General features: G+C 63.1%; 15 protein-coding genes. 7 read left to right on the forward strand and 8 right to left on the reverse strand.

Going from position 1 to position 19811, the window contains the following annotated elements; all coding sequences use genetic code 11:
* Nucleotides 1-25: 25 nt before the first annotated feature.
* Complete coding sequence (groL, locus tag GGR38_RS16315; protein WP_183627233.1) at nucleotides 26-1663, forward strand: chaperonin GroEL; 1638 nt, start codon at nucleotides 26-28, stop codon at nucleotides 1661-1663.
* A gap of 230 nt (nucleotides 1664-1893) precedes the next feature.
* Nucleotides 1894-2889 carry a serine hydrolase gene (locus GGR38_RS16320; RefSeq protein ID WP_343059141.1) on the forward strand — a complete coding sequence of 332 codons (996 nt, stop codon included), beginning with the start codon at nucleotides 1894-1896 and terminating at the stop codon, nucleotides 2887-2889.
* A gap of 202 nt (nucleotides 2890-3091) precedes the next feature.
* Here the strand turns inward: GGR38_RS16320 and GGR38_RS16325 are convergent, their stop codons facing one another.
* Nucleotides 3092-3280, reverse strand: coding sequence for a hypothetical protein (locus GGR38_RS16325; protein ID WP_172339604.1), 189 nt, complete (start codon nucleotides 3278-3280; stop codon nucleotides 3092-3094).
* 259 nt (nucleotides 3281-3539) lie between these two features.
* Here GGR38_RS16325 and polA point away from each other — a divergent pair, with 259 nt between their 5' ends.
* Nucleotides 3540-6389: a DNA polymerase I gene (gene polA, locus GGR38_RS16330; RefSeq protein WP_183627234.1), complete on the forward strand. Its 2850-nt coding sequence runs from the start codon at nucleotides 3540-3542 to the stop codon at nucleotides 6387-6389.
* Nucleotides 6389-7492, forward strand: coding sequence for a mechanosensitive ion channel family protein (locus GGR38_RS16335; RefSeq protein WP_183627235.1), 1104 nt, complete (start codon nucleotides 6389-6391; stop codon nucleotides 7490-7492). Before polA ends, GGR38_RS16335 begins: the two co-directional genes overlap by 1 nt.
* 558 nt (nucleotides 7493-8050) lie before the next feature.
* Here GGR38_RS16335 and GGR38_RS16340 read toward each other — a convergent pair.
* The 7 genes from GGR38_RS16340 to hisS all read right to left on the reverse strand — a co-directional run bounded on the left by GGR38_RS16340 (nucleotide 8051) and on the right by hisS (nucleotide 16299).
* Nucleotides 8051-8833, reverse strand: coding sequence for a universal stress protein (locus GGR38_RS16340; protein WP_183627236.1), 783 nt, complete (start codon nucleotides 8831-8833; stop codon nucleotides 8051-8053).
* Between the two features lie 171 nt (nucleotides 8834-9004).
* Entirely contained in the window at nucleotides 9005-10219 is a 1215-nt protein-coding gene (gene metK / locus GGR38_RS16345; protein ID WP_343059148.1) for a methionine adenosyltransferase, read from the reverse strand.
* 54 nt (nucleotides 10220-10273) lie between these two features.
* Nucleotides 10274-11914 (reverse strand): apolipoprotein N-acyltransferase, encoded by a 1641-nt coding sequence (gene lnt, locus GGR38_RS16350; protein WP_183627238.1) that lies wholly within the window; start codon nucleotides 11912-11914, stop codon nucleotides 10274-10276.
* A 62-nt stretch (nucleotides 11915-11976) separates the two neighbouring features.
* A complete protein-coding gene (locus GGR38_RS16355; RefSeq protein WP_183627239.1) occupies nucleotides 11977-12909 on the reverse strand; it encodes a DUF4167 domain-containing protein in 933 nt (310 codons plus the stop codon).
* Between the two features lie 233 nt (nucleotides 12910-13142).
* Nucleotides 13143-13985: a peptide chain release factor N(5)-glutamine methyltransferase gene (gene prmC / locus GGR38_RS16360; protein WP_183627240.1), complete on the reverse strand. Its 843-nt coding sequence runs from the start codon at nucleotides 13983-13985 to the stop codon at nucleotides 13143-13145.
* 10 nt (nucleotides 13986-13995) lie between these two features.
* Nucleotides 13996-15060 carry a peptide chain release factor 1 gene (gene prfA / locus GGR38_RS16365; protein ID WP_183627241.1) on the reverse strand — a complete coding sequence of 355 codons (1065 nt, stop codon included), beginning with the start codon at nucleotides 15058-15060 and terminating at the stop codon, nucleotides 13996-13998.
* A complete protein-coding gene (gene hisS, locus GGR38_RS16370) occupies nucleotides 15061-16299 on the reverse strand; it encodes a histidine--tRNA ligase (RefSeq protein ID WP_183627242.1) in 1239 nt (412 codons plus the stop codon).
* 139 nt (nucleotides 16300-16438) lie between these two features.
* Here hisS and GGR38_RS16375 point away from each other — a divergent pair, with 139 nt between their 5' ends.
* From GGR38_RS16375 to ppa, 3 genes are all read left to right on the forward strand, one after another.
* Complete coding sequence (locus GGR38_RS16375) at nucleotides 16439-18397, forward strand: M61 family metallopeptidase (RefSeq protein ID WP_246404794.1); 1959 nt, start codon at nucleotides 16439-16441, stop codon at nucleotides 18395-18397.
* A complete protein-coding gene (locus GGR38_RS16380; protein WP_183627243.1) occupies nucleotides 18398-19075 on the forward strand; it encodes a DUF1345 domain-containing protein in 678 nt (225 codons plus the stop codon).
* A 139-nt stretch (nucleotides 19076-19214) separates the two neighbouring features.
* Nucleotides 19215-19754, forward strand: coding sequence for an inorganic diphosphatase (ppa, locus tag GGR38_RS16385; protein WP_168602945.1), 540 nt, complete (start codon nucleotides 19215-19217; stop codon nucleotides 19752-19754).
* Nucleotides 19755-19811: the final 57 nt, after the last annotated feature.

A 19811-nucleotide genomic window follows, 5' to 3' on the forward strand; every position in this document is an offset into this window, starting at 1 on the left:
CAATCTCATTTCAAAGGATTATATCATGGCCGCTAAGGACGTGAAATTTGGTCGCGACGTTCGCGAACGCATTCTCAAGGGCGTGGACACGCTTGCCGACGCCGTCAAGGTGACGCTGGGCCCCAAGGGCCGCAACGTTGTCATCGAAAAGTCGTTCGGCGCCCCGCGCATTACCAAGGACGGCGTTTCGGTCGCCAAGGAAATCGAACTGAAGGACAAGTTCGAAAACCTGGGCGCACAGATGCTGCGCGAAGTGGCCAGCAAGGCCAATGACAAGGCCGGTGACGGCACCACCACCGCCACGGTTCTGGCTCAGGCCATCGTGCGCGAAGGCCTCAAGGCCGTTGCCGCCGGGATCAACCCGATGGATCTGAAGCGCGGCATCGACACCGCCGCTGCTGCTGTGGTCGCTGATCTGGCCGCCCGCTCGAAGCCGGTGGCTGATTCGGCCCAGATCGCTCAGGTCGGCATCATTTCGGCCAATGGCGACACCGAAGTCGGCCAGAAGATCGCCGAAGCGATGGAAAAGGTCGGCAAGGAAGGCGTGATCACCGTCGAGGAAGCCAAGGGCCTCGAATTCGAACTCGATGTCGTCGAAGGCATGCAGTTCGACCGCGGCTACCTGTCGCCCTACTTCGTGACCAACCCCGAAAAGATGACCGTGGAACTGGATAATCCCTATATCCTGATCCACGAAAAGAAGCTCTCGTCGCTCCAGACGCTGCTTCCGATCCTCGAAGCCGTGGTTCAGTCGGGCCGTCCGCTGCTCATCATCGCCGAAGACATCGAAGGCGAAGCGCTGGCCACCCTCGTGGTCAACAAGCTGCGCGGTGGCCTCAAGATCGCTGCCGTCAAGGCTCCCGGCTTCGGCGACCGCCGCAAGGCCATGCTGGGCGATATCGCCACGCTGACCGCCGGTGAAATGATCTCGGAAGATCTGGGCATCAAGCTGGAAACCGTCACGCTCGGCATGCTGGGTCAGGCCAAGAAGGTCACGATCGACAAGGACAACACCACGATCGTCGACGGTCTGGGTTCGGCCGACGACATCAAGGGTCGCGTTGAGCAGATCAAGGCGCAGATCGAAGTCACCACCAGCGACTATGACCGCGAAAAGCTGCAGGAACGTCTGGCCAAGCTGGCCGGCGGCGTGGCCGTCATCAAGGTCGGCGGTTCGACCGAAGTAGAAGTCAAGGAACGCAAGGATCGCGTTGACGATGCCCTGCACGCCACGCGCGCTGCTGTCGAAGAAGGCATCGTCCCCGGCGGCGGCACGGCTCTGCTCTATGCCACCAAGGCTCTTGAAGGCCTGAAGGGCGTGAACGAAGACCAGACCCGCGGCATCGACATCGTCCGCAAGGCGATCACCGCTCCGATCAAGCAGATCGCTGAAAACGCCGGCGTCGATGGCGTCCTCGTGGCCGGCAAGCTGCTGGATCAGGCCGATGAAACGCTGGGCTTCAACGCTGCGACCGAAACCTACGAAAACCTGCTGGCCGCAGGCGTGATCGACCCGACCAAGGTTGTCCGCACCGCTCTGCAGAACGCTTCGTCGGTGGCTGGCCTGCTGATCACGACCGAAGCCGGTATCGTGGAAAAGCCTGAAGACAAGCCTGCCATGCCCGCAATGCCGGGCGGCGGCATGGGTGGCATGGACTTCTAAGTCCACGCTTTATCCAAGGCAAAATGAGGAACCCGGGGGGAGCGATCCCCTCGGGTTTTTCCTTATGTTTAGGGAGGTTCCCTAGGTCTATCGCAGGCACGGGGCGCTTCATCGACAGGCGGGATGACATTGGACAGAAATTGGAGTTTACGGGAAATTAGCTTAAACGGGCCTATTTCCAGAACATGCTAAAAGCTCAGAACGCGATTCTCGGCGCTTTGGCGCTCACCGTGGCAATTGCCGCTCCCCCTGTGCTGGCCAAAGGCGATGTCGATGGTCTGGAACAGGCTTTCGACCGCGTGTTCAGCGGCAATGTCACACGACCGCCTCAACCCGCGCCTCTGCTGCCCCGGCAGAACCCCACCAGCATCAGCGGCTTCGAAGCACGTCTGGCTCAATTGGCGGGCGCTTCGCAGGGCCGGATCGGCGTGGCGGCGGTGGACCTTTCCTCCGGGCGCGGCGTCTCGGTGATGGGCGATCAGCCCTTCCCGCTGGCCAGTACGGGCAAGATCGCCGTGGTCGCCACCTTCCTCGAAGGGGTGGATCAGGGCCGCTACAAGCTGTCCGACCGATTCCCGCTGATGATGCCGGTACCCTCGGCGCGATTCTCGACCGCCGTGGCCCCCGTGCGCCCCGGCGCGATGCTTTCGGCCGAACAATTGATCGAACTGGCCATCACCCGCAGCGACAATCACGCCACCGATGCGCTTCTGGCCGCGATGGGCGGGCCGCAGGTGGTGACACGCTGGCTGCGCCGCAATGGAATCAACGGCATCCGGCTGGACCGCGATATTGCCACGATGGTGCGCGACGATGGCGAGGTTGACCCCGCCCGCAAGATCGATCTGCGCGATTCGACCACGCCTCAGGCGATGGCCGTGCTGCTGGCGGGCCTGTATCAGGGCCAGTGGTTGAGCGCGCAGAGCCGCGAAGTGCTGCTGGGCGCGATGGCGCGTTGCCGCACGGGCGTTCACCGTATGCGCGCCGCCCTGCCCGGCGATGCGATGGTGGGCCACAAGACAGGCACGCTGTCGAACACGTCAAGCGACGTCGGCCTTATCCGCAGCACCGATGGTCGCACGATTGCCGTGGCGATCTATGTGACGGGTCAAGGGGGCAAGCCCGGCCGCGATCAGCGGATCGCCAGCATCACCCGTGCGATCTATGACGGCTATCAGGCCGAACCGATGGCCAGCGATCTGGCGATGATCGGCGGGTCGCGCTAGGGCGCATCACACAGTTTCAGCAAAAAGGCGCTGGCGATCTATCGCCCGGCGCCTTTTTTATGGCCTGTCCCGGCCCTTGGGGGCGCGAACAGGCGCCTATGCCCTGTTCGGAGCGAATCTGCCCTTTTCAGGCAAAGGAAAAGGCGCGCAGGAAACCCCACGCGCCCTGACCTCTAAAACTTCGCGCTTTCGCGCAGAAGAATTAGTTCGACGAAGCAGCCGAAGCAACTTCCGAAGCAGCCGAGTCAGCAACCGAAGCAGCCGAGTCAGCAACCGAAGCAGCGTCCGAAGCAACCGATTCAGCCGAGGTAGCGGCTTCTTCAGTCTTCGAGCAAGCGGCGAGCGACAGAGCAGCGCCAGCAACGGCAGCGGCGAGAATGATCTTGCGCATGTGTGTATCCTTGAACAGCGAGTGGACCACGCGCGACACTGTCCACCGGGGTGGTCGCGCCGTGCGGAAAGCCTACCGCAGGAGTAGACTTCACGCGCCAAATAAACGGCTTGTTCATTCGATGCAAGCTCTAGTCGCATTTACCTGTGCATCCCATCGCATTTGCATCAGGATAACCGGGTTGGCTCGGCCTATTTTCCCCCCGAATCCGGCCCCCCTGCGCCTTTTCGTGGGGCCGCCTTGGCCCTATGGATAATCCATGGAAAACACGACACCGCGCCGCCCCCATCTCTATCTGGTCGATGGATCGGCCTATATTTTCCGCGCTTATCACCGGCTCCCCCCCCTGACGAATCCGGCAGGGACCCCGGTTGGCGCGGTGTTTGGCTATACCACGATGCTGTGGAAACTGGCCGAAGACCTGCACAAGGCCGATGGGCCGACTCACCTTGCGGTGATTCTCGATAAATCGGGAAAAAGTTTCCGTAATGACATCTTTCCCGCTTATAAAGCGAACCGCCCGCCCGCGCCCGAGGATCTGGTTCCGCAATTTCCCCTGATTCGCGACGCCACGCGCGCCTTCTCGCTGCCCCTTATTGAGGAAGCAGGGCTGGAGGCCGACGATATGATCGCCTCCTATGCCCGCGCCGCGCAGGCGCAGGGGTGGGATGTCACCATCGTTTCCTCGGACAAGGATCTGATGCAGTTGGTTGGCGATGGCCCGGATGGTTCGCGAGTCGATATGCTCGACACGATGAAGAACCAGCGCATCTTCCTCCCCGAGGTGGCCGAGAAATTCGGCGTGGCGCCCGAACTGGTGGGCGATGTGCTGGCGCTGATGGGCGATGCGGTGGACAATGTGCCCGGCATTCGCGGCATTGGTCCCAAAACGGCGACCAAGCTGATCCAGGAACATGGCAATCTGGATAATGCGCTGGCGGCCGCGGCTACGATGAAACCCAGCAAGCTGCGCGAGAACCTGATCGAACATGCCGATATGGCTCGTCTGAGCCGGGTTCTGGTGGCGCTGAAGGAAGATTGCACCCTCCCCCTGCCTCTGGACGCCTTCGAGCTGGGTGCGATCCCGCCGCAGCCTCTGGCGGCCTTCCTTGGCGAACATGGCTTTACCAGCCTGCTCAAGCGCCTTGATGGCGGGCGGGGCAGCCCGGAGCGGGCCACCCAGTTGCATCCGCCCAAAGCCGTCACGGCCGGCAACACGCCCGCCACCGGCGCCGCGCGGCAGGACACCGCCGCGATGCCCGCCGTCGACCTTGCCGCCTATGAATGCGTGCAGAGCCTTGAAGCACTGGACCGCTGGATCGAGCGGGGCTTTGCCGCGCGCCTTGTGGCCTTTGACACCGAAACCAGCGCGCTGGACGCGATTGGTGCCGATCTGGTGGGCATCAGCCTGTCGGTCGGACCGAATCAGTCCTGCTACATCCCTCTGGGGCATCGCGGCAGCGATATGTTCGCCGAAAAACCCGACCAGATCGATCGCGACGAGGCTTTGCACCGCTTGAAGCCGCTGCTCGAATCGGACGCGGTGATGAAGGTGGGTCAGAACATCAAATATGACCTCAATGTCATGGCCCGTTTCGACATCACCGTTTCGCCCATCGACGACACGATGGTCATCAGCTTTGACATGGACGCGGGCCGCAGCGAGGAAGGCATCGGCGGCGGGCACGGCATGGATGAACTGGCCCAGCGCCACCTTGGCCACACCTGCATCGCCTTTAAGGACGTTTGCGGCACCGGCAAGAAGCAGATCAGCTTTGCCGAAGTCCCGCTGGAACGCGCCACGCACTATGCCGCCGAGGATGCGGACGTGACGTGGCGCCTGCATCGCCTGCTCAAGCCCCGCCTCTCCGCCGAGGGCGCAAGCCGGATCTATGAGCGTGTTGATCGCCCGCTGGTGCCCGTGGTGGCCCAGATGGAGCGCTATGGCATCAAAGTCGACCGCGAGCGTCTGGCTGGCCTCTCGCAGCAATTTGCCGAGGCGATTGCCGCGCTGGAGGGCGAGATCCACGCGCTGGCGGGCAATCCCTTCACCATCGGCAGCCCCAAGCAATTGGGCGAAATCCTGTTTGACCAGATGGGGCTGAAGGGCGGCAAGAAGGGCAAGTCGGGCCAGTATTCCACCGATCAGTCGGTTCTCGAAAAGCTGGAGGCCGAGGGCGTACCGATTGCCCGCAAGGTGCTGGAATGGCGCCAGCTCGCCAAATTGCGCTCGACCTATACCGAGGCGCTGCAGGCCGCGATCAGCCCGGTCACGGGCCGCGTTCACACCAGCTACAGCCTTGTTGGGGCACAGACGGGCCGTCTTTCCTCGACGGAGCCGAATTTGCAGAACATTCCGATCCGCACCGAAATCGGCCGCCAGATCCGCGATTGCTTTGTGGCCGAGCCGGGCAATGTGCTGATGGCCGCCGACTACAGCCAGATCGAGCTGCGCCTTGCAGCCCATATGGCCGATGTGCCCGCCTTGAAGGAAGCCTTTGCCAGCGGCGCCGACATTCACGCTGCAACCGCGCAGGAATTGTTCGGCGAGGTCAACCGCGAGACGCGCGGGCGGGCCAAGACGATCAATTTCGCCATCCTCTACGGCATCTCGCGCTGGGGCCTCGCACCGCGTCTGGGCGTGACGTCCGAGGAGGCGCAGGCGATGATCGACACCTATTTCGCCCGCTTCCCCGGCATTCAGCGCTATATTCACGAGACGCTCAGCACCGTGCGCGAGAAGGGCTATTCCGAAACGCTGTTTGGCCGCAAATGCTGGTTCCCGCGCATCAATTCCAAGAATCAGGCCGAAAGGCAGGGCAGCGAGCGCGCCGCGATCAACGCCCCGATTCAGGGCACCTGCGCCGACATCATCAAGCGCGCCATGGCCCGGATGCAGCCCGCACTGGCCAAAGCGGGCCTGCCCCATGTGCGGATGTTGCTGCAGGTGCATGACGAACTGGTGTTCGAATTGCCCGAGAGCGATGTCGAAGCCGCCAAAGCCGTCATCCGCGCCGTCATGGAGGAAGCCGCCGGGCCATCCGTGGCGATTTCCGTGCCGCTGGGCGTGGAAATCGGCGTGGGGGCCAGTTGGGGCGCCGCGCACTGATGATCACCATCACCAACCTTACCAAGGGCAAATTGCCGCTGGCGCTGCCCGCCGATGCACTCGATCCCGACCAATGGCCCTCGATCGACGAGGTGATGCATTGGTCCAGCCGGATGACTCACGCCGCCGTGGTGCTGGGGATCGGGCTGGGCGTGGCGCTGGTGCTGCATCTGGCCTGCTTTGCTTTCCTGCGGCGCATGGCGCGGCGCAGCGAGAACCCTGCCGAGGCGGTGGCCGCCGCGCAACTCTATCATGCCTTCCGCTGGGCCTTTCTGGCGGGCGGCATGGCCTCGGCGGCGGGCGGCAACAAGCTGATCGGCAAGCTGTGGAGCGGGATCGAAGGCTTTGTCGTCCCCGCGCTCACCGGCTGGGTGCTCTATGCGCTGGTCAAGACCGGCGCCGAATTGATGGCCCGCCGCGCGATCACATCGGGCGATGAATTGACCGCGCGCAGCCGCACCACGCGAATCGCGCTGATTTCGCGCTCGATGGCCTTTGTCATCATCTTCATCACCGTGTCGCTGATGCTGCTGGGGGTGCCGGCGGTGCGCCATATTGGCGCGACGCTGATCGCTTCGGCCGGTTTGATGGGTCTGGCGGTCGGCGCCGCGGCCCAGCCTGCGCTCAAATCGCTGATCGCCGGTTTGCAGATCGCGCTGACCGAACCGATTCGCATCGGTGATTTCGTCGTGGTCGAGGGCGAGCAGGGCCGCGTCGAGGACATCCGCCTGTCCTATGTCGTGATACGTACCGGCGACGAGCGGCGGCTGATCGTGCCAACGGTCAAATTTCTTGATGCCACCTTTCAGAACTGGACCCGCGTGGGTGGGATCACCGGATCGGTGGTGCTGCCAATTCGCCCCGGTTTCGCCATTGATCCCATCCGTCAGGCGTTTCGCGCCGCGATTGACGAGATGGAGACATGGGATCGGCGCACCGGCGATCTGGTGGTGTCGGAGTCGCGCGTTGGCTCGGTCGAACTCAAGCTATTGGTCAGCGCCGCGAACCCGGCCGACCTTGGCGCTTTGCGCAGCGGCTTGCGTGAGGTGATGCTGGAATGGCTGCGGGTTAACGCACCCGATGCGCTTTGCACAGAAACCTGATTGCGCGCGGAGCATCTGCGCGCAATCATTTGCTCCGCCGCAGTTGCGCGCAACGCGGGCAAAGAAAAACCCGGCCGAAGCCGGGCTTGGAAGTTTGGGAGAGGATGCCTGAAAGGCATGCTCTTTATGACCCCAGCCGCGCTTTTGTGCAAGTGCGAAATCTGAGACGCTTGTTGCAAATAGCGCAATCTTAGAAAATGGCGAGAATCTGCACTTCCACGCCCCATGGACGCATCGCGCATCCCCGCGCTGCACCGCAAAAAGCGATGGCGCAAAAAAAGGCCCAACCGTTGCCGGTCGGGCCGTGGAAGTTTTGGGAGAGGATGCCTGAAAGGCCTCGCCTCTATGCCTATCGTGGTGCCTTGCAGCAAATGCACATTCATCATGGCCGATTGCGAGAAACGCAACGGTCAAACTTTCAGTGATTTCCTTAGGTAAATCATCGCGTTACCAATCGCCCATCATGATGCATTTTTTTGGCAATACGTATGCAAGACAAATCAAAGGCCGAAGCATGCCCCCACATGCTCCGGCCCCCAATATTAACGATGCCCGCCATCAATGGGCAAACAGCAGACTCGGCCCTTCCTTGAGGTCGAGAAAATAGCGCGTTACCCCGCCCAGCAGGAATTCGCGCAACCGGCTGTGGCCAAAGGCCCCCATCACCAGCAATTCGGCCTGCAAGCGGGCCACCGCCGCCGCCAGAGTTTCCTCGATCGAGCCGACTCGGACCAGCGAATCGATTTCCGCCTTCACGCCATGGCGCGAAAGATATTGCACCGCGTCCAGCGGCGGAAACACGCCCGCCTTGTCGCCCACGGTCAACACATGCACCGATTCGGCAAGCCGCAACAAAGGCAAGGCCCCGCGCAGCGCCACCGCCGCCTCATGCGAACCATCCCAAGCCACCGCCACGCAATTGACCGGCGTGGTCAACGGGCGGTCCTGATCAACGACCAGAATCGGCGCCTTGCCATCCACCGCCAATTGCCCGGCAAATTCACACCCGCGCGACAGCACGATCACATCGGACAGCAGCGAAGCCTCGGTCATCGCATCGACCGGCTCCTCCTCGCCGCGCAAGATGTCGAAAGGCACATCCTCGCCGCGCAGCCGCTGGGCCAGTTCCTCGGCGAATTCATCGTCGCGCTTGACCGCCTCGCGCACCGCGTCCGCCGCCAGATAGCCGCCGCCCAGCGCATCCATCGCCATAAAGCGGGCCACCGGCGTATCGATCAGCACGCTGACATGGCCGCCCGTGGTGCGCGCCAACGACAGCGCGGTTTCCAGCCTTGCGGGGGTTTCCTCGGTTTGGTCGGCATAAACCAGAATAGAGCGCATATTCGGTCTCCCTTTTTTCTATGGACCGTGTCCCATCCGTGGGGGCAACAATACTCCTGCAAAAGTAACCTACCATGACTCAGGTCAAGCCACGCCATCCAATAGAGCGCACACGAAAAAAGGCGGCGATGCGCAATGCACCGCCGCCTCCAATCCTTAATGGCGCAAGGCTCAGGCCAGAGCGGCCTTCAGCGCATCGGCCAGATCGGCGCGTTCCCACGGGAAGAAGTCGCCATCCGGGGTGCGGCCAAAGTGGCCATAGGCGGCGCTGGGGCCATAGATCGGCTTGTTCAGGCCCAGACCCAGACGGATGCCGCGCGGCGTCAGACCGCCCAGCTTTTCTTCCGCCACCTTGGCAATCGCGGCTTCCAGCGCGGCGTCAGCCACGGTGCCGGTGCCATCGGTATCGACATAGAGCGACAATGGCCGCGCCACGCCGATGGCATAGGAAAGCTGGATCGTTACGCGCGAGGCAAGGCCCGCCGCCACGACATTCTTGGCCAGATAGCGCGAAACATAGGCCGCCGAGCGGTCAACCTTGGTCGGGTCCTTGCCGCTGAACGCGCCGCCGCCATGCGGGGCCGCGCCGCCGTAAGTGTCCACGATGATCTTGCGGCCGGTCAGGCCAGCGTCGCCATCGGGGCCGCCGATTTCAAAGCTGCCGGTGGGGTTGATGTGCCACACGGTTTCGTCCGAAATGAAGCCTTCGGGCAGGATCGCGCCGACAGCCTGCTTCACATAGGCTTCCAGTTCGGCCTTCTTCGCGCCTTCGTCATAGCCCGCCTTGTGCTGGGTCGAAACGACGATGGCGGTGGCGCCCACCGGCTTGCCATGGTGATAGCGCAGCGTGACCTGGCTCTTGGCGTCGGGTTCAAGGAAAGGCGCCGCGCCCGAATGGCGGTCAGCGGCAAGCTGTTCCAGAATCTTGTGGCTGTAATAGAGCGTGGCGGGCATCAGGTCGGGGGTTTCATCGCAAGCGTAACCGAACATAATGCCCTGGTCGCCCGCGCCCTCGTCCTTATTGTCGCCCGCATCCACGCCCTGCGCGATATGCGCCGACTGGCCATGCAGGCGGTTGATGAATTCCAACTTTTCCCAGTGGAAACCGTCCTGTTCATAGCCGATGCGCTTGACCGTATCGCGCACGGCCTTTTCGATTTCGGCCTGCGCGCCCGGCGCCCATGCGCCATTCTCATACACGCCCTTGCAGCGGATTTCACCGGCCAGCACCACCAATTGCGTGGTGGTCAGCGTTTCGCAGGCGATGCGCGCCTCGGGGTCCTTGGACAGGAACAGGTCGACGATAGCGTCCGAAATCTGGTCCGCCACCTTGTCGGGATGACCTTCCGAAACGCTTTCGGAGGTGAAGAGGTAATCGCTGCGCACGTTATCGGACATGGAAATCCTGCCATATAAAGGTTTCTTTATGCGAGCCCCCTACTAGCTCCGAGTGCGCCGCAACACAAGGGCGGCCAGCATAAGAAGAACTAATCCGATCCCAATCGAAAGCATGTTGCCCCAACGCGCAAACAGCGTGGGCGCCAGCGCCGGCGGCACCATCCCGTCCAGCCGCGCCGCCTGCCCGCGCAGGGCCTTCTGGCGGATCACACCATGCCCATCGACCACCGCGCTCACACCATTGGTGGTCGAACGCAGCACCGGCAGCCCCTCCTCGATCGCGCGCAGACGGGCCTGCGCCAGATGCTGGGGCGGGCCCCAACTGCCGAACCAGCCATCGTTGGAGGGGTTGAAAATATAATCGGGCCGATGCGTCCGGTCGACCACCGCGCCGGGAAAGATGATCTCATAACAGATCTGCATCCCCGCCTTGCCCAGCGCCCCCAGATCGAGCGTTTCCGGCCCCGGCCCCGGCCTGAAGTCGAAATCGCCCGGCACCAGCCGCTCCAGCCCGATCTGTTTCAGCCAGTCACGCGCGGGCAGATATTCGCCAAAAGGCACCAGATGCGCCTTGGCATAATGGGCCGTGATCCGGCCATGATCGTCGATCCCGGCAATGACATTCTGGCCCCCGATGGCATTCACGCCCTTCAGGTCCAGATCGACCGTGCCGGTCAGCAGCAGCCCCCCCGCCCCGATCGTGCGCGCCAGACGCCAGCGCGCCAGCCACGGATCGCCGCCAAAGGTGAACTGATAATACCACGCCGGATAGCCATCGCGGACATAATCGGGCACCCCCGATTCGGGCCACAGCACCAACCGCTTCTGCCCCGGCGTCTTGGGCGCGGACAATTTGGCCGAGGCGACATATTGCGCCTCGAAATGATTGGGATCGTCCAGATCCTCCTGCGCGATATTGGGCTGGATCAGCGTATAGGCGATATGGCCCTGCGGCGTGGCCGGTCCCGGCAGGGCCATGGCCAGCAGGCCCGCCGCGAAAGGCCCCGCCATCATCGCGCCGCCGCCTCGCCGCTGCCCCGCAAACCACAGCATCCGCCCCTCGGCCACCACGCCCGCCATGGCCACCACCAGCCCCGACAGGCCATATGTGCCCAGCCACGCCCCCAGCGATGCCAGACCCGGCCGCGCATCGCCGCCCAGCAGCGCCGCGCCCAGCGGATTCCAAGGGAAACCGGTAAAGAGAAACCCGCGCAAAGCCTCGGCCAGAATCCAGCATCCGGCAAAGCCCAGCACCCGCGAGACGCCTTTTCCACGCAGGAACCATCCCCCCGCCATCGCCATGGCCGGAAACAACGCCAGATAGAGCGAGAGCAGGAACACCGCCAACCCGCCCAGCCATGGCGGCATCTTGGCCTGATAGGTGAAAGCCGTGGCGATCCAGTTCAGCCCCAGCGTAAAATGGCCCACGCCCCACAGCCAGCCCGCCAGAGCGGCCCAGCCCGCATGGGGCAGACGCGCGACGATCCACAGCAACAGGGCAACGCTGAACAGGGTGAGCGGCCAAAGGCCGAGCGGCTGAAAGCCCAGCGCGCCAATCGCGCCGATGGCGGCCAAGGCCGCTCCCCGCCAGCCCCAATGCCAGCAGGCGCGCGCGAAAAGCTTCGCCTTGCGCTTGTATTTGCCGAAATATTTGTCGTGCCAAGGCTTTGCCGCGTCATCCATGGCGGCATGCTTTAGCGGGGGCGGCCTATGCCGTCACCCCGCCTTGGCAATATCAACGCAGATTACTCTGCGCTCTCGCTGGGCGCGGCCACCTTGCGGCGGGGCGCGCGACGCTTGGGCGCCGGAGCGGCTTCGGCCTCAACGGCGACCGGAGCTTCAACCACAGGAGCCCGAGCTTCAGCCTTGGGAGCCTTGGGCTCGGCCACCTTGCGGGGGCTGGAGGAAATGGCGGGCGGCAAAGACGCTTCCAGACCCGAACCATCCACCGAAACGGCAGGCTTTTCCGCCGCAGCGCGCGGCGCACGCGGAGCGCGTTCTTCGCGGGGGGCGCGTTCCTCACGAGGAGCGCGTTCCTCACGGGGCGCACGTTCTTCGCGCGGGCGATCATCGCGGCGGGGGCGGCGTTCCTCGCGGCGGCCACGCGGCGCACGCGGGCTGCGATTTTCGCGCAGGAACGGGTTTTCCGCCGGCTCATAAATATTGCCCTGCGCATCGCTCGTCTCGCCACCGGCTTCGCCTGCATCCTCGGCCTGCTCTTCGCTGGCCTCCTGCGCGGGTTCCTCGGCGCGGCGCGGCGCTTCCTGACGGGGTTCGGGACGCTCTTCGCGCTCGCGGCGGGTATAGACCGGCGGCGCGTCGAAAGCGGGGAAATCGCTGTCCACGCCAAAGTCGCCCTGATCGTCGCCATCGTCGCGACCGGCATCGCCATTGTCCTGCCAGCGATCATCGCGGCGTGCGCGCGATTCTTCCTGACGCAGGCGCGTATCGGCTATCACGCGAAAGTAATGGTCCGCGAATTGCAGATAATATTCGGCCTGAACACGGTCGCCATTAAGATGAGCGTCCTGTGCCAGCTTGCGATATTTTTCCAGCAATTGCGGAGCATTGCCCCGCGCCCGGCTATCGATCCGGTTAAGCTGCTGACCACCATTTTGCGGCCGACCATTGTTGTTGCCCCGGCCACGGCGGCGGTTATTCCCACGATTGTTGTTCAAGGGTGAGTATTCCTTAACCCCGGATCGCCGCTCGGCCTCTTTGCCGGCGTGCTCCTCGTCCTGTCTTACGCCTCACCGCGAAATCGCGGCGTGGCCCTGTTTCGTCGGGTCCAGCCTTAATCGGCATATCCTGACGAAGATGCTGGAGTAGCACCAGCCAGAGGGGAAGATCCCATCCCTCGGCGGTCCTGTTGCTCAATTAAAAGCCCCGCCCGCAAAAGCCAAGCGGAATCTTACGTCATCGCCTGTCTTTCCTGCGAAAGCACCAGCGCGCGGGGGCGATCGGCCAGATCAAGCCGCAATTTTACGGCAAAACCGGCCTGTGCGGCGATTTGTCCAACTGCTTGGGCCTGCTGATAGCCTATTTCAATTACGGCCAGCCCGCCCGGATGGAGCAATTCGGGCAATTGGGGAATCAGGATGCGATAATCATCGAGACCCTCGGCCCCGGCAAACAGCGCGCTGGCCGGTTCATAATCGCGCACGCTGGGATCAAGCGCGGCAGAGGATTCCACATAGGGCGGATTGGCCAGAATGAGATCGAAGCGCCCCAACCCATCGGCCCAGCCCGCCTGTGTCCAGTCGGCCAGCACCATCTGCGCCCGCGCGGTCAACCCCAGCGCCTCGGCATTGCCCTGCGCCACGGCCAGCGCATCGCTCGAGGCATCGACGCCCACGCCTTGCGCCCCGGGCCGTTCGTGCAAGACCGAGAGCAGCAAGGCCCCCGTCCCCGTGCCGCAATCGAGCACGCGGGCGGGCGCAGGGAAGGCCTCCAGCGCCGCCTCGACAATCGTCTCACTATCGCCGCGCGGGATCAGCGTGGCGGGCGTGACGCGAAAGGGCAGGCCCCAGAATTCCTGATGGCCGGTGATATAGGCGACCGGCTCATGAGCGGCCCGCCGCGCGATCAAAGCATCGAACCCCTCAGGCGCGGGATCGCCCATATGGCGCAGCAACAGATCGGTGCGGCTGCATCCCAGCGTATGGGCCATCAGCACCTCGGCATCCAGCCTTGCGGTGTCGCTGGTCGCGCTCAGGCTCTCGGCAGCGGCGCGGATCGCCAATGCGACGCTCATTCGCGCGTGATTATTCACCCAGCGCCGCCAGCCTTTTGGCCTGATCCTCATGGATCAACGCCGAGACCAGTTCACCCAGACCCGGCCCTTCGAGGATCTCGGGCAGGCGGTGGAGCGTCAGGTTGATCCGGTGATCGGTGACGCGACCTTGCGGGAAATTATAGGTGCGGATGCGTTCGCTGCGATCCCCGCTGCCCACCATGGCCTTGCGGGCCTCGGCTTCCTCGCCCTGGGCCGCGTCGCGCTGGGCCTCGAACAGGCGGGCGCGCAGGACCTGCATCGCCTTGTCCTTGTTCTTATGCTGGCTGCGCGCATCCTGACAGGTGACGACGGTGCCGGTCGGCAGGTGGGTGATGCGCACGGCCGAATCGGTGGTGTTGACGTGCTGCCCGCCCGCGCCGCTCGCACGATAAACGTCGATCTTGAGGTCCTTGTCCTCGATCTGCACATCCACCTCGTCCGGTTCGGGCAGGATGGCCACCGTGGCAGCGCTGGTATGGATGCGCCCGCCGCTTTCCGTCACGGGCACGCGCTGTACCCGGTGAACCCCGGATTCGAACTTCAGCTTGGCGAAAACGCCCTGCCCGCTGACATGGGCGACCACTTCCTTGAAACCGCCGATCTCGCTGGCGTTCGCGCTGACCATTTCGACCCGCCAGCCCTGCTCGGCGGCAAAGCGTTCGTACATGCGGAACAGGTCGGCGGCAAACAGGGCGGCCTCGTCGCCCCCGGTTCCGGCGCGGATTTCCAGCATGGCCGGGCGGCTGTCGGCATTGTCACGCGGCAGCATGGCGATGGACAGCGCCCGCTCGGCCTCGGGCAGCGCCGTGCGGATGCGGGCGATCTCCTCCTCGGCCAGCTCGCGCATGTCGGGATCGTCGAGAGCGGCAAGGCTTTCCAGCTCGCCGCGCATCGTCGCCACTTCCCCGGCAGCGCGGGCCACCGGCTCCAGCTCGGCATAATCGCGGCTGGCGGCCACAAAATCGGCCCCCTCCAGCGTGCCGGAGGCCAGACGCGCCTCCAGCTCGGCAAAACGCGCCGAGATTTGCGCAAGACGGGTGGAAGGGATGCTCATTTAGGCGATCAGCGCCTCGATCCGCGCGGCATCGGCATCGACATTGCGCAGACGCTGCGTCACGCCATCTTCGCCCCAGCCCAGCGCGAGAATGGCGCGGGTGTTGGTCTTGACCGCCTTGTCGAAACGCTTGCGCGGGCTGCCGGTAGCGACCAGTTCAGCCGACAGGCCGCCACGGCGCAATTTCGCGGCAATCGCCACGCCTTCGGTGATCGCGCGGTCATCCTCGACCACCACGGTCACATCGGTGCGATCCTCGGCAATCAGCCCGCTGCCCGAAACCAGCATCGCCAGCCGCTCAACGCCCGCCGCCCAGCCGACCGCCGGGGTGGGCGCGCCGCCAAGGCTTTCCATCAAACCGTCGTAGCGCCCGCCGCCAAGGACCGTGCCTTGCGCGCCCAGACGGTCCGTCACAAATTCAAACGCGGTGTGGCGATAATAATCCAGCCCGCGCACCAGCGCCCCGTTGCGCGTCCATGCCACGCCCGCTGCGTCCAGACCGCCCGTGACGGCGGCGAAGAAATCCTGCGCTTCGGACGACAGGTAATCGTCGATACGCGGAGCGTTCGGCAGGAAAGCCTTGTCGCGGGGGTCTTTGCTGTCCAAAATCCGCAAAGGATTCTTTTCCAGCCGCTCCTGCGAATCTTCCGAAAGTTCGCCCTTCACCGCGCGGAAATATTCGATCAGCGCCGCGCGCCATGCCTCGCGGCTTTCCCCATCGCCCAGCGTGTTGAGCGTGAGGGTGACGCCCTCGGCAATGCCCAGTTCCTTGAGCAACTGATCGGCCATCACCAGCAGTTCAACGTCGGCGGTGGGTTCGGCGGCGCCGATCACTTCGGCGTCGATCTGGTGAAACTGGCGATAGCGGCCCTTTTGCGGGCGTTCATAGCGGAACAGAGGGCCGTGCGTCGCCAATTTCACCGGCGCATATTGCTTCCAGCCATTCGTCAGATAGGCCCGCGCCAGACCAGCGGTAAATTCCGGGCGCAAGGTCAGCGATTCCCCGCCGCGATCCTCAAAGGAATACATTTCCTTCGACACCACATCGGTTGTCTCGCCAAGGCTGCGCGAAAACACCGTGGTCTTTTCAAAGACCGGCATTTCCACCCGGCGGAAACGGTACAATTTGCGCACGCGCTCGAACGTCTCCACCACAAAGGCGAAAGCGTCGGCATCGGCGCCGAAAATGTCCTGGGTGCCGCGGATGGCCTGCGGCGTTTCGATCTGGGGCTTGCTCATGGATTTGCCCCCTATACGCAGGCGCGCCCAAGGTGAAGCCCCCTGATGAGCCGGGGTGAAAACCGGCCTTGCTGACAATACGGTAAATATCCCGTTCAGCCCTCTTGCTGGCGGCCCTGCTTCGCGTCATGAAGTCATCATGACAAAACCCATGAATTCATGCGCCCGCATCGCTTTGGGCCTTTCCGCCGCCCTCGTGTTCTCCTCGCCCGCGCTGGCCGAACGTTCCGCGCCCACGGCTATTCCCGTGGTGCAGGGCGTGCCCGATGCCAAGGATACCCCCTATCCGGGCGGGACGATCACGCTGGATATTGACGCGACCGACATTGCGCGCGGCCTGTTCCGCGTGACGCAGACCGTGCCGGTGGCGGCGGGCGCGAAAAGCCTGATCCTGCAATTGCCGCAATGGATTCCGGGCGGCCACAATCCGCGAGGCTCGATCGACCAACTCGTCGATGTCAAATTCTATGCCGATGGCAAGCTGCTGCATTGGTGGCGCGATCCGGTCGAGGTCTTTGCCTTTCACATCGATGTGCCCGCAGGCGCCAAGGCGGTGGTGGCCAAATTCGTCCACACCTCGCCTTTGCAGAGCAGCGAGGGGCGCATCACGATGACGCCCGAAATGCTCAATCTGCAATGGAACCAGATGAGCCTCTATCCGGCCGGTTATTACACCCGCCAGATCAAGTATAAGCCGACAGTCACCTTCCCCGAAGGATGGCAGGTCGCCACAGCTCTGGATGGCAAGCAGGTGTCGGGCAACAAAGTCACTTGGGATGTCATCGATTATGAGGCGCTGGTCGATTCGCCGATCTTTGCCGGTGCGCATTTCAAGCGTTTCGACCTTGGGCGCGGGGTGGCGATGAATGTCGTGGCCGACAAGCCCGAGCTGCTCGATATCCGTTCGGAAAATCTGAGCACTTACAAGGCGCTGGTCGAGGAAGCATGGGCCACCTTTGGCGCGCAGCATTTCGACCATTACGATTTCCTGCTGGCGCTGACCGACCGGTTGGGCGGGATCGGGCTGGAGCATCACCGCAGTTCGGAAAACGCGATGATGCCCAAGGCCTGGACCGACTGGAAGGACATGGACTGGGCGCGCAATGTGATCAGCCATGAATTCACCCATAGCTGGGACGGCAAATTCCGCCGCCCGGACAAATTGTGGACCCCCGATTATCGCCAGCCGATGCAGGGCAATCTGCTCTGGGTCTATGAAGGGCAGACGCAGTTCTGGGGCTATGTGCTGGCCGCGCGCTCGGGCATCCAGAGCAAGGAAACGATTTTGGGCGCGATTGCTGCCAATGCCGCCATGTTCACCCAATGGCCGGGCCGCGACTGGCGCAGCGTCGAGGATACCGGCTTTGATCCGGTCATCTCGGGCCGCCGCGCCAAGCCCTATGCCAGCATCAACCGCAACGAGGATTATTACACCGAGGGCGCGCTGATGTGGCTGGAGGCGGATCAGATCATCCGTGAAGGCACCAAGGGCAAAAAGGGCCTCGACGATTTCGCCCGTGCGTTCTTTGGCATCAAGAATGGCGACTGGGGCGAGGTTACCTATAATTTCAAGGATGTGGCCGCCGCGCTAAACGGCGTCTATGCCTATGATTGGGAAACCTTCCTCGACAAGCATATGAACCAGCCCGGTCAGCCCGCGCCTTTGGCCGGAATCGAAAAGGGCGGCTACAAGCTGGTCTGGCGCGACACGCCCAACCCCTATGACAAGGGCCGCTTTGCCGCCGCCAAGGTGCTCAGCCTTGCCCATTCGCTGGGCATCGTGGTGAACCGCGAAGGCGTGATCACCAGTACCTTGTGGAACAGCCCGGCCTTCGAGGCCTCGCTGGTGACCGGCACCAAGATCGTCGCCGTCAATGGTGCGACCTATAATGAGGATGTGATGAAAACCGCCATCATCTCGGCCCGCAGCAGCGACAAGCCCATCACGCTGGTCACCCAGCGCGGCGAGAAGGTGCAGACCGTATCGCTCAATTATCACGACGGGCTGCGCTACCCCTCGCTCGAACGGGTGGGCGACGGCAAGGAGCCCAACGGGCTCGACCTGCTGCTGGCGCCCAAGCGCACGGCGGGCAAGTAAATGAAAAAGCGCGCAGGTTTGCGCTGGCCGCTGCCTGCGCGCTTTTCGCTGTTTCTGGCCCTGTTCGCGCTGGGCACAGGGCTGCTGGGTTTTAACGGGCTGCGCTGGGGTCAGGCGGTGCTGGGCGGGTTTGATCTGGGGGCGCTGGTGTTCATCGCGTCGCTCTGGCCGCTTTCGCGCGATAATAATGCGGCCCAGATGCGGCTGCATGCCCGCCAGAATGACGCCAACCGCTTTGCCGTGCTGGTGATCAGCGCGATGATCATGCTGGTGATCGTTACCGCGCTTTTCGTCGATCTGCCCCATGCCAGAGGCGATACCGGCTATGCCAAGGGGGCAGCGCTGGTGCTTATTCTCGCCAGTTTGGTTCTGGCATGGCTTTTTTCGAACCTTATCTACGCGCTGCATTACGCCCATATCTATTATGGTGCAGAACATGAAGGTGGGCTGCGCTTTCCCGCGCCGGACCATGACGGATCGGCCCCCACCTCATCGCATTGCCCTAATTTCTGGGACTTTTTCTATTTCGCGCTGACCATCGGCATGGCCTTTGCCACATCGGATGTGGAAATAACCAGCCCGCGTCTTCGCCGGGTGGCAACGGTCCATGGCGCGTTGGCCTTTTTCTACAATCTGGTTGTGCTGGCTTTTACCATCAACGTCACGGCGGGCAGTTAATCACTTCACCAATTCGGTGCAGGTATTAAGACCGCGCCGCTGTTGCAATGCAATACAGCGACCGCTAGGGCTTTCCCCGCAGATTCCTGCGCGGCACCCGCAAGGGGCGGTGTCGCTCACATATAAAAATGACGGTGCCATGGACATCAGCAAAATTTCGGTCGGCAAGAGCCCGCCTGACAACCTGAACGTCATCATCGAGGTTCCCACTGGCGGTGAACCTGTGAAGTATGAGTTCGACAAGGACTCGGGCGCTCTGTTCGTGGACCGTATCCTGCACACGCCGATGCGCTATCCCGCCAACTATGGCTTTGTACCGCACACGCTTTCGCCCGATGGCGATCCGCTTGATGCGCTGGTGGTGGCCCGTTCACCCTTCGTGCCCGGTTCGGTGGTGCGCTGCCGCCCGATCGCGGTGCTCAACCTTGAGGACGAAGCCGGCGGCGATGAAAAGCTGCTCTGCGTCCCCGACGACAAGACCTTCCCCTACTATGCCAACGTGAAGGAAAAGGAAGATCTGCCCGACATCATCGCGCAGCAGGTCGAACACTTCTTCACCCACTATAAGGATCTGGAATCCGAAAAGTGGGTGCGCGTGGGCACCTGGGGCAATGCAGCCGACGCACGCCAGATCGTGATCGAAGCGATCGAACGCTATCAGGCCGGCAAGAAGGCCTGAGGCAAGAAGGGGCGGGATCATTTCCGCCCCTTTTTTGGCGCCGCCTTCGCCCGCGCC

Origin of the sequence: Novosphingobium sediminicola, from assembly GCF_014196525.1 — a bacterium.
GTDB classification, from domain to species: Bacteria; Pseudomonadota; Alphaproteobacteria; order Sphingomonadales; family Sphingomonadaceae; genus Novosphingobium; species Novosphingobium sediminicola.